This is a genomic window from Amphibacillus xylanus NBRC 15112 (genome assembly GCF_000307165.1).
Classification (GTDB): domain Bacteria; phylum Bacillota; class Bacilli; order Bacillales; family Amphibacillaceae; genus Amphibacillus; species Amphibacillus xylanus.
Genome location: NC_018704.1, coordinates 2,450,575 through 2,462,120 on the forward strand (window position 1 = coordinate 2,450,575; position 11,546 = coordinate 2,462,120).

The following is an 11,546-nucleotide window of genomic DNA, read 5'->3' on the forward strand; positions in this document are numbered from 1 at the left end:
ATATGTTCAAATTTTCATCAAATAATATCTTTTGCTTTTATTTAGCATAATTTAAGGTAATAGATCAAACAATCAGTAAAGAGTATTCTTGAATATAAAAGGATGGGATCCTATGTTTCAACAGCATAATGTATATTTAGTTGTCCTATCGCTCATAATCGCAATTATTTCATCATATTCAGCACTTACTATTACAGCGAAAATTACTGTCGCAACAAGTAAGCTGAAAATTTTCTGGTTGATTTCCGGATCAGTCGTGATGGGTACAGGCATTTGGTCAATGCACTTTGTTGGCATGATTGCTCATTATTCTCATGCTAGCGTTACGTATGACTTGAATTTAACGATTATTTCCATGGTCGTTAGCATTGGCTCTTCATTCATAGCTTTTTATTTAACCTTGTTTAAGAAGATGACCATGTACCAAATTGGTGTTGGTGGCTTTTTCATGGGTAGTGGCATCATCAGCATGCACTACATTGGTATGAAGGCAATTATTATGGACGGTGTCATGACTTTTAACAATTCATTAGTGATTACATCCATTATCATTGCCCTACTAGCGTCATATATCGCACTAATATTATTTGATCGATTTAAAAGCCAACCAAGGGCAAGCTTATTAAAATGGTTAGCAGCCTTAGTTATGGGACTAGCAGTATCCGGTATGCACTATATTGGCATGGCGGCAACAACGATGGAGCTATTTTCAACTCCTGCACACAAAACATATGAAATCGACTTATTTCTTCTTATCGGAGTAATTATTGCCATCTCGATAACTATTTTAATTGTTTGGACTTCAATCTATTTTGACCGCTTTATGTTAGAAAAAATCGCTTATAAAGATCATGTTACTGGCTTAGCTAATCGAAATGAACTGACACGCTTTTTTAGAAAAATTGATCCTAATAATAAAATCAGTCTTCTATTCATTGATCTAGATCATTTTAAAGCAATAAACGATACATTTGGTCATGACATTGGTGATTTTTTATTAAAGCACATCGGTTTGACTTTGAAAAAATTCCAGAATGATTTTTCACAAGGTTTCAGAATAGGTGGGGACGAATTTGTTTTTATTTTAAATCACCCTGACTTATCATTAGCAGAAAAGGCAGCCCAGTCTCTGTTAGATGAACTTAAGGAACCTTTTTATGTTAATGGTAATGAATTAAACATCACATGCAGCATCGGTATTGCCAACGGATTTGTAGAAAAAAATAGTTATAAGAACTTATTACGAGCAGCCGACACAGCCATGTATGTTGCAAAGAAAAATGGGAAAAATCAATATTCAATTTTCACAACAGACATGAAAGTTGAAGTAGAACGAAAATTAAAACTAGAAAAAGATTTAAGCAGTGCACTTAAATCAGAACAATTTTTCCTCGAGTATCAAACTAAATGGAATTTGAAAACTAATCAATTATTTGGTTTTGAAGCATTAGTACGTTGGGGACATCCTGAATTTGGTACCATTTACCCTGACGAATTCATGCCACTAATAGAGAAGACCGGAATGTTAATCACTTATTCAAAATGGCTCTTAGAACAAGTTTGTAAACATTTCTATACTCTAGAAACTCTAGGAATCAAGCACCCTGTATCAGTTAACTTGTCGGCAAAATTATTTCTAACCGACAAATTATACGACATTATTGATAAAAGTTTAAAGAAATCAGGTATAAATCCACATGATTTAGAGATTGAATTTACAGAATCAATGATGTTACTTGACGTTGACCATATAATTCAACAACTTAAAAAAGTTGGTACACTGGGCATAAAAGTATCGATGGATGAATTCGGAACTGGTTATTCGTCAATTGGCCTATTAGATATTCTACCGATTAATACCGTTAAGCTTGATCGCCAATTTTCAATTAATATTGATAAGCCAAGTAAACAGGCAATTATTCGGGCTATCGTAATTCTTGCAGAGTCACTTGGGCTAGAGGTCATTGCAGACGGGGTTGAAGTTGCGAAGGACGTCAATCAACTATTAGAACTTGGTTGCTATATTATGCAGGGTAGCTACTTCAGTCAGCCAATACCTTTTGAGGAAATCAAGACATGGGCTAAACATTATAGAAGGTAATGATTATTAATTAAAACTAAAGTCATTTGGCTAATATTTGTAGCAAAAAAAAGAAGCGAGCATCTTTGCCACGCTTCTTCTTTACAACAAATTCTATGCATCAGACTGCTTAACTAATTTTAGTAAAAGCCATCATTTATGCTTGGTAAGTACCAATTGGTAAAATTTCTTTACCATATAATTCGTTTAACACTTGTGCCATTGCCGCATAAATCGCAGTAAATCCACAAATAATACCTTCATAACCAGCAATCGTTAACACCAGGCTAGAACCTGTAAAATTGCCAATCGCTAATAAGAAGAATAGAATCGTTAAAGTTCCAAAAACAACTTGAAGAGCTTTACTAATTCTTAATGTTCCTATAAACATGTATAGCGTAAAAATTCCCCACATAAATAGGAATGAAGCCATTGATAATGAACCAGCCGCTTCACCGTATCCCATTAAAGGTAGTACGTTTAACCCTACTAATGCTAACCAGAAAAATCCATAGGATGTAAATGCTGTTGCGCCGAATGTATTATCTTTCTTAAATTCGATGATGCCCGCAATTACTTGTGCTAGACCACCATAGAATATACCCATCGCTAAAATCATTGCATCTAACTCAAAAAATCCTGCATTATGAATATTTAGCAGAACTGTTGTCATCCCAAAGCCCATTAGACCTAGTGGAGCTGGATTTGCTGTAATTTCCTTGATGCTTGTCACTTTCTTTTCCAATCTTGTCACTCCGTTTTATCATACTTGTGTAAAAACACAGCATTCACAAGTATAGAGGTGAAAATGTTTACATGTCAAACTTTTAGCGAAGTGATTTGTGTAGTTAAAAGTTGGTACAACGCTAATTATTATGAGAATGATTTTTCACAATACTAATTTAGGAAGATTTTATATATTCTCTTATACTTTAATCAACTGTTTTGTTTCTATTCATAATCACTGTAAAAAAGATGACCCTAATTTTCAAAGGTCATCTTTTCCACTATCTTATTCAACTATTGGCAACCATCCTGGGCTTGCATTAACGTATTCCCACATCGCATCTGGGAGGGCTAATTCTTCTTGATCTTCTGGTCTAATCTCTGTTCGAATACTGTCTTCTTTTCCAGCTTTCACTTTTTCAATCCAGTCCGGTTCTGCAATTAACTGTCTTCCTATAGCTATCAGTGGTAGGTTTAATTTTTCCATAGCTTCAACTGCGTGATCTGGTGTAATAATTTGACCAACGCCAATAATCGGAATCTCTGCACCGATTGCTTCAACAATTGTTTTCAGGACAGGTGTCTTGTTGTCTTGATCACGTATTGAGCTTTGCATATAGTGACCTGTTGAAATATGGATATAATCAAGTCCTTGATCTTTAAGTTTTGATAGTAAAGCTAATGTATCATCTAATGTAATTCCTGGCTCTTCAATTTCTTCAGGTGAAATCCGGTAGCCTAAAATAAATGGTTTGTCTGTATGTTTTGCAATAGCTGATTTTACAGAATCAATAACCGCAAGTGGGAAGTTCATTCGTTTTTCTAATGTTCCACCCCAGTGATCGTCTCTTCTGTTTGAATGTGGTGAGAAAAATTGTTGGATTAAGTATGTGTTCGCGCCATGAATCTCAACTCCATCAAAACCCGCTTCAATAGCTCTTCTCGTAGCTTCACCAAAGGCTGTAATAATGTCACGTACTTCATCGTCTGCCAATGCTCTCGGAGTTTCAGCACCTTCACGCTCTGAAGCTACTGCACTTGCACTTACTGGTTGAAGTCCCCTTAATGTACTTACTGATCCGTTTCGTCCAACATGGAAAATTTGTAATATCGCTTTTGTACCTGTGCTTTTAATAGATTTTGCTAGCTTTGCCAAGCTTTTAATGTGCATATCAGATGCCGCACTTAATGATCCTGCGAATTTCCCATCTTCACGGACTTGTGCACATGCCGTAATTACTGCACCAAGACCCTTTGCACGACGGTTGTAATACATGCATTCATCTGTCGTCACCATACCATTTTCAAATGATGAGTTAGTGGTCATCGGTGCCATCACAATTCGATTATCAATTGTGACACCTGATTTAAATGTAAAAGGTTCGAATAAGGATTTGTACTTTTCGTTCATTGTAAAGCTCCTCCTATCTACTTTATAAATATATATTATTGTCTATCAATTATAATCTTTTTGCTAATTTTTCGCTTCTAATTTCCCCTTTAGGATGAATATGATTGTAGTAGTGGTTATAGTTAGTCTCGCAGGTACTTATGAGAAGAAATTACATTGAAAGAACCAAGTCTTGTAATGAAAGGATAGTAGCTTCATAAATAATTTTTTCATAAATTCCCACAATCAAATCTTTAGTCGTAGATCTACCTCTGCACAGCCTTATGCTATACTAAAACAAAAACAGTGTGGTGAATGTATCATGCAAAAGAGACTATCTGACCAAATCGCAGATGATATTATGACGTTGATCGCCATTGAAAAAAGGTTTGGTCCAGGTGATAAACTACCAAACGAAAATGAATTATCAGAAAAGTTAAACATTAGTCGAACGACACTAAGAGAAGCGATTAGAATCTTAGTTACAAACGGTGTCTTAGAAATTAAGCGTGGTCGAGGAACTTTTGTTAGAGAAGATTTTGATGTTAGTAAGACGTTACAATCATTAAATCAAATTTCAGAAGCGCGAATTGGGGCAAGAGATTTATATGAAATGCGATTAATTTTCGAACCAGAAGCTGCTTATTATGCGACGATCAGAGCAACAGATACTGAGTTAGAGCGAATTTTAGATTTTGGTAAGCAAATTGAAGAAAAAATTATTCGTGGTGAAGATCGAACTGAGGTTGAACAAAAGTTTCATAAGTCAATTTCAAAAGCTACACACAATGCATTTATCGACAAGCTAATGCCTGTCATTTATCAAGCGATTGATGCTGGTGTTGTTTTGTCACAGGCAAATGATCGGGCATCTCAAGATACGATTAATGACCACAGAATGATTATGGAATTCATGAAAGCAAGAAACCCCGAAGGTGCCCGTAGTGCAATGAAAATTCATATTTTACGTGCAATTAATGATTTGGAAATTAATTAATATTCAGAGTTGTCTAACAATTCCATTGACGGCAGACATCTTTGCCTTTAAAATAATATTAATAACTAAATGAGAAGGTGTGTGTTCAATATGAGGAGCGATATGATTAAAGTTGGGGTTGACCGTGCACCCCACCGTAGTCTGTTGTATGCAACTGGGAAAGTAAAAACGAAAGATTTGGATAAACCTTTTATCGGCGTTTGTAACTCTTATATCGATATAATTCCTGGGCATGTTCATTTGCGTGAGTTTGCTGATGTTGTTAAGGAAGCGATTATTGAAGCTGGTGGAATTCCATTTGAATTTAACACGATTGGTGTTGATGATGGAATTGCAATGGGACATATCGGTATGCGTTATTCATTACCAAGTCGTGAGCTCATTGCTGACTCTGCTGAAACTGTTATTAATGCACACTGGTTTGATGGTGTATTTTATATTCCAAACTGTGACAAAATTACCCCTGGTATGTTAATGGCGGCTGCTAGGACAAATGTGCCTTCTGTTTTTGTATCTGGTGGGCCAATGGAGGCTGGGGTCAGCTCGACTGGACAACAACTTTCCTTAACATCAGTATTCGAAGGTGTTGGTGCGCATAAATCCGGCCAAATGTCCGCTGAAGAATTACTTGATATTGAAATGAATGCTTGTCCAACGTGTGGATCCTGTTCAGGTATGTTTACAGCCAATTCAATGAACTGCTTAATGGAAATGCTCGGTATGGCGCTACCAGGTAACGGAACAATAGTGGCAACAAGCGATAAGCGTAAAGAATTAGTTCGTGAAGCAGCGAAGCATTTAATCCGCATGATTAAAGAAGATGTAAAACCACGTGATATTATCACAAAAGAAGCAATCGATGATGCATTTGCGCTTGATATGGCGATGGGCGGATCGACAAATACAGTGCTTCATACATTAGCAATTGCACATGAAGCTGGGATTAAATATGAAATGGCTGATATTAATAAAGTCGCTGAAAGAGTACCATATTTAGCAAAAATCATGCCCGCATCTGATATCTCAATGGATGATATCAATAAGGCTGGTGGCGTTGAAGCGATCATTAATGAGTTAACAAAAATTCCTGGAGCCATTCATCCAGATCGGATTACGATTACAGGTAAAACAATGGGCGAACTTGTTAAGGGGCATGAGATTACAAATCCTGAAGTAATTCGAACAAAAGATAATCCATATAGTCCTGTTGGTGGTCTATCTGTGCTGTATGGTAACATTGCGCCAGATGGTTCTGTTATTAAAGTTGGTGCTGTTGATCCTTCGATTAAGAAATTCGTTGGTGAAGCAATTGTGTTTGATTCGCAAAATGAAGCTCAAGAAGCAATTGATAATGGCACGGTTAAAGCAGGTCACGTTGTCGTGATTCGTTATGAAGGGCCTAAAGGTGGACCTGGAATGCCAGAGATGCTTGCACCAACCTCTGCAATTATGGGTCGCGGACTAGGAACTGAAGTTGCACTGATAACTGACGGTCGCTTTAGCGGTGCTTCACGTGGTATTTCAATTGGACATATTTCACCAGAAGCGGCAGAAGGCGGACCGATTGCTTTAGTTGAAAATGGTGATGTGATTGAAATTGATTTACCAAGCCGAACAATTAATCTTAACGTATCAGACGAGGAGTTAGCTGAGCGTGCAAAAAATCTTAAACCATTTGAACCGAAGATTAAAACTGGTTGGTTAGCGAGATACTCGAAGCTTGTTACGAATGCTTCACGAGGCGGAATTATGGAAATTTAATTTTTTACAAAATAATAAACGCTCTGGCTGTAAATTGGCCAGGCGTTTATTTTTATAAAATTATTTAACTCGTTTAGTAGACAAATAAAAAAAGACATTCATCTATTAACCTTGTGAGGCTAAATACTTCTTAATCACTTTAACGTACTCATTTTTTATTGAACATTGTTGCAACTTAATAGGTTTAAACTGATACATTAACTCACTTGCCCTACTAGAAATAGTAGATTTAGCAATATACCAGGCTCCCCAATCACACATCCAAGATCAAGTGCACCACATTACATGGAGAGACTGGCATGGCAGCCACTTTTGGCATAACAGCAAATTTTCAGAACTAGCGATAGCTTATTAAAGGAAATGAATTTTACAAAGCTGATCAAACATCTGTGTCTGCAGCAGACAAGAGAAATCAAATACCTAGAAAATCACTAAATTATCGAACGCCTTTGGAAGTGTTTATGAGTTACATCGATGAATCACATTTGTCTAGCTTAAATTGACAAATCAAATAATATAAAACGCACCTGTCTCGAAAGAATCTAAGACAGGTGCGTTTTTGGTCGCATAACATGTATTTTTTATAGCTTTTAAATATAGTTCCCATTATTCCAGAGCATCAGTTGATCAGCCTGGATTGACTTTTTCACATCGATAATTTTTTGATTTGAACTACCTCTAAATGCTAAGTTTAAGTCTTTTTTGGCTTCGATGAATCTACCATCTACTAATACGTCAATTAACTTTAGTAACTCAATTTTATCTGGACTGCTTTTGAAAAGTTCCTGATAAGTATAGCCACTCCATGCCCAAATATCCTTTGTATCACCGAATTCAGCTCTCACTCTTTTACACAATGATAAGGTTACTTGGGTATTTAAGAAGGGTTCGCCACCTAATAGACTAAGTCCTTGGCAATATTCAGCGTTCAAGTCTTCAATGATTTGATCTTCTAATTCTTTTGTATATGGGTATCCATATGAAAAATCTTGAGCCGCTTTGTTGTAGCAACCTCGACAAGCAAATGGACATCCACTAACATAGAGACTACATCTTACCCCTTCACCATCAACAAAGTTGTAAGGTTTATAGTCCGCAATATGACCGAGGCTAAAGCGTTCTGCTGTCCATGTAATCGGAATTGACTTAATTACAATCAAATCCTTTCATATGCTTTTTACGTGAGGCAATTTCTTCATGACGGCCTTTAACCATTGGACGTTTTTGCGGATTACCAAGATAACCACACGTACGTTTTACAACATCACATGTTTCAGGATCAGTGTTGCCACAGCTTGGACACTCAAAGCCTCTTTCAGTCGGGTTAAATTCACCATCATAATTACATTCATAGCAGTGGTCAATTGGTGTATTTGTACCTAAATACCCGACTCGATCATATGCATAATCCCATACGGCTTCTAGTGCCTTTGGATTTGTTTGCATTTTAGGATATTCACAGTAGTGAATAAAGCCACCACTTGTATATGGTGCATATTCCATCTCAAAGTCTAGCTTTTCAAATGGTGTTGGTGATTTCCTTACATCATAGTGGAAGCTATTAGTATAATAGCCCTTATCAGTAATCTCTTCGATCGGACCAAATTTCTCAAAATCTAGTCTACAGAAACGATCTGTTAGACTTTCACTTGGCGTTGAGTAGACACTAAAGTGTATATCTGTTTCATTACCCCACTCATCTGCTTTTGATTTTAATCGTTTGATAACATCCAATGTGAAGTCTTTTGCCTCTGGGTTATCCTCCCATGCTTTTCCGTAAAATGCAGCTGCTACTTCATATAGACCAATATAGCCTAATGAAACAGTTGCACGTTTGTTCAAGAACAATTTCGACACTGGGTCAGTTGTTTTTAGTTTTTCCCCAAATGCACCATGTAAATATAAGATGGGAGCATTAACTGGTTTTGCTTCCATTGTTCGATTTGCTTTAAAGACCAATGCATCTTTCATAACAGCAAGACGCTCGTCTAGTAATTCATAGAATTTATTAAAATCTCCACCTGCTTCAATTGCAATCCGTGGTAAATTTAACGTCACTACACCTAAATTCATTCGGCCTGATGTTACTTCATTGCCATCTTTATCTTTCCAAGATTGTAAGAATGAGCGACAGCCCATTGGTACTTTAAAACTACCTGTTAATTCAACAATTTTGTCATAGCTTAAAACGTCAGGATACATTCGTTTAGTTGAGCATTCAAGAGCTAATTGCTTGATATCATAGTTTGGATCTTGCGGTTCAAGGTTTACGCCCCGTTTCAATGTGAAAACAAGCTTTGGAAATATAGCTGTTCGTTTTTCCTTACCTAAACCGTTAATTCTAATTTGTAAAATTGATTTTTGGATTTCACGCTCAATCCAGCTTGTCCCTAAACCAAAACCTAAAGTTGTAAATGGCGTTTGTCCTTGTGATGTATAGAGTGTATTAATTTCATACTCTAAGCTTTGCATTGCATCATAAATATCTTTTTTAGTTTTTTCTAAAGCAAATGCCTTTTGACGCTCTTCTCCTTCAATCCAGTCTTGAGCTGTTTTGAGGTTTTTCTCATAGTTTAATTGTGCATACGGTGCTAAAACTTCATCTACACGGTCAAAGCTACATCCTCCGTACTGGCTTGATGCGACATTGGCAATAATCTGTGCTGTTTGTGCTGCGGCCGTTTGAATCGATCTCGGTGATTCAACTTCTGCATTTCCAATCTCAAATCCTTGTTCAAACATTGTTTTAAAATCGATTAAACAGCAGTTAGTCATCGGTGCATATGGTGTATAGTCTAAGTCGTGATAATGAATTTCGCCTTTTTCATGCGCATTTGCTACATGTGGAGGAAGCATTCTTAAACCGATCGTTTTCCCAACACTTCCTGCGGTTAAGTCACGTTGTGTGTTAAAAACATTACTATCTTTATTCGCGTTCTCATTAACCACCGTTGGATCCTTTTCTAATAGCTGATCAATTTTGCGGTTAATATCGCGACTATTTTTTCGTATTTCTGCTTTTTCCTTACGTCGTTGGACATAGCTATCAGCTAAATCAAGCATACCGTAACTTTGTAAGCGCTTCAAAACATAATCATCAATAAGAGATGTTGTGATTACTGCGGGTGCACTTGCTTGAATATTTTCATCTACTTCATATGTAATCTCTTCAATTGTTTGTTTTGAATAAGATAAATTAGTATTCTGAACCGCTTGGATAAGTGCGTTCTTTATTTTTGCTGGATCGTATTTTTGTGATCGGCCATCCCTCTTTTCGATTGCTAGTTTAATAGCTGGCCTCTTCACCATTTTTGTATCCATCATTGTTTTATTACCCCTTTCAGTCTTGGTCGTATAGTTCGTTTGATTTTGCTGCATATATTATGTCATGTCTCTAAACGCATAAAAAAACCCTAAAAGGCATACTTCATTCTAGGGAGCTAATTTGTTACTTTGCCTCGAAATAACAAGAATTTTGTAAGTTCATCTTGAGAAAAGACCTGACTTAAGCTAATGCTCATACAGTGGCGGGACCGTTCCAGATTCTCACTGGATTCCATTTCAAAATGAAATATTATGTAGTATTTTTACTATATCACGCAACATATTGGGGGTCAATGAACAATTTGTGTCCATATTTAGTATTGTTGGAGATTTACTAAATTTTCATCTTGACATGACTTTTTGTCTAAGACAAACTACATATGATTTTTTGCGACAAAATATAACACACATCTACTAAAACTGATGTGTGTTATGAAAAAATTATTGACTAGCAAGCATACGCCCGAGTGGACCATTTTCATCGATAATAGATTCAAGATCATACACTGAGATAGGAAACATCGGAAAACCATAAACATATGGCGTGATTTCATAAAGTTGAAAATATATGACTAGTGATTTGTCAGCAATATAAAAATCTTGGTCAGGTTTTATCTCTTTGAATTCCCCTAATATCGGAATATCCCGTTGCTCAATTTGTATCTTGATTAGGTCCGAAAGTACTTTTACATAATCACTTCCTGGTTTAAATAAATCTTTTAGCTCGCATAGTTGTTTTTCCTTTAGGCCAAAAGTTAGGGATTTAATAAACGTCATGCCATGAGCTGCATGGTAATGGTATGTGTAATTTGATTGCGACAAGCTTAAAACATCACGCTGATTATTTTTCAGTTCATATAACCCGATCATCTCCACTACTGTTGTCGGCATATTGCCAACTTGAAGATTAATTAGCTCTTGAGTTTGGCTAACAATTGTTTGATTGATTAAATTTTCTAATGCTTGATCCTTCATTTTTACTGCCTGAGGATAATAAACGATTTTATTCGGACCATCACTTATATTTAGCGTTTGAATCTGAACTGGAAATACAAAAGACATTTGCACCACGCTCCTCTATAGACAATTTATGCAATGGGCGTAATTGTGTGTCTGCCTATAAGGATTTTGGTGTGAGTTTTTTCGCTTGTTAAACAGATTATCAATGGTATAGCGGAAATCTTATACGTTTAGACTAATTTTCCGCCAAAACGTTGAAGATTGGGGCTTTATCGTCAACAGTTGAACGACTTTTTAGACCAAACATT

8 protein-coding genes, 1 pseudogene and 1 riboswitch are annotated in these 11,546 nt (G+C 36.4%); of the genes and pseudogenes, 4 read left to right on the plus strand and 5 right to left on the minus strand.

Annotation, left to right across the window (positions count from 1 at the left end):
• Positions 1-112 precede the first annotated feature (112 nt).
• Complete coding sequence (locus tag AXY_RS11635; protein ID WP_015011021.1) at positions 113-2,101, plus strand: bifunctional diguanylate cyclase/phosphodiesterase; 1,989 nt, start codon at positions 113-115, stop codon at positions 2,099-2,101.
• 136 nt (positions 2,102-2,237) lie between these two features.
• Here AXY_RS11635 and AXY_RS11640 read toward each other — a convergent pair whose 3' ends face one another.
• Both AXY_RS11640 and AXY_RS11645 read right to left on the minus strand, forming a co-directional pair.
• On the minus strand, positions 2,238-2,825 hold the full coding sequence (locus tag AXY_RS11640) for an acetate uptake transporter (RefSeq protein WP_015011022.1): 588 nt from the start codon (positions 2,823-2,825) through the stop codon (positions 2,238-2,240).
• 267 nt (positions 2,826-3,092) lie between these two features.
• Positions 3,093-4,217: an NADH-dependent flavin oxidoreductase gene (locus tag AXY_RS11645; RefSeq protein ID WP_015011023.1), complete on the minus strand. Its 1,125-nt coding sequence runs from the start codon at positions 4,215-4,217 to the stop codon at positions 3,093-3,095.
• 301 nt (positions 4,218-4,518) lie between these two features.
• Here AXY_RS11645 and AXY_RS11650 point away from each other — a divergent pair, with 301 nt between their 5' ends.
• The 3 genes and pseudogenes from AXY_RS11650 to AXY_RS13040 all read left to right on the plus strand — a co-directional run.
• Complete coding sequence (locus tag AXY_RS11650; RefSeq protein ID WP_015011024.1) at positions 4,519-5,193, plus strand: FadR/GntR family transcriptional regulator; 675 nt, start codon at positions 4,519-4,521, stop codon at positions 5,191-5,193.
• A 90-nt stretch (positions 5,194-5,283) separates the two neighbouring features.
• Positions 5,284-6,954, plus strand: coding sequence for a dihydroxy-acid dehydratase (gene ilvD / locus AXY_RS11655; protein ID WP_041450196.1), 1,671 nt, complete (start codon positions 5,284-5,286; stop codon positions 6,952-6,954).
• Between the two features lie 398 nt (positions 6,955-7,352).
• Positions 7,353-7,457: pseudogene (locus AXY_RS13040) on the plus strand (IS30 family transposase); the annotation flags it as partial.
• A gap of 87 nt (positions 7,458-7,544) precedes the next feature.
• Here the strand turns inward: AXY_RS13040 and nrdG are convergent.
• The 3 genes from nrdG to AXY_RS11670 all read right to left on the minus strand — a co-directional run bounded on the left by nrdG (position 7,545) and on the right by AXY_RS11670 (position 11,340).
• Entirely contained in the window at positions 7,545-8,114 is a 570-nt protein-coding gene (nrdG, locus tag AXY_RS11660; RefSeq protein ID WP_015011028.1) for an anaerobic ribonucleoside-triphosphate reductase activating protein, read from the minus strand.
• Positions 8,101-10,278: an anaerobic ribonucleoside-triphosphate reductase gene (gene nrdD, locus AXY_RS11665; RefSeq protein WP_015011029.1), complete on the minus strand. Its 2,178-nt coding sequence runs from the start codon at positions 10,276-10,278 to the stop codon at positions 8,101-8,103. The genes nrdG and nrdD overlap by 14 nt, the downstream gene beginning before the upstream one ends.
• A gap of 114 nt (positions 10,279-10,392) precedes the next feature.
• A riboswitch (adenosylcobalamin (AdoCbl) riboswitch) is annotated at positions 10,393-10,537 on the minus strand.
• A gap of 182 nt (positions 10,538-10,719) precedes the next feature.
• Positions 10,720-11,340, minus strand: a complete 621-nt coding sequence (locus AXY_RS11670; protein WP_015011030.1) for a DUF3298 and DUF4163 domain-containing protein — start codon at positions 11,338-11,340, stop codon at positions 10,720-10,722.
• Between the last annotated feature and the right edge of the window lie 206 nt (positions 11,341-11,546).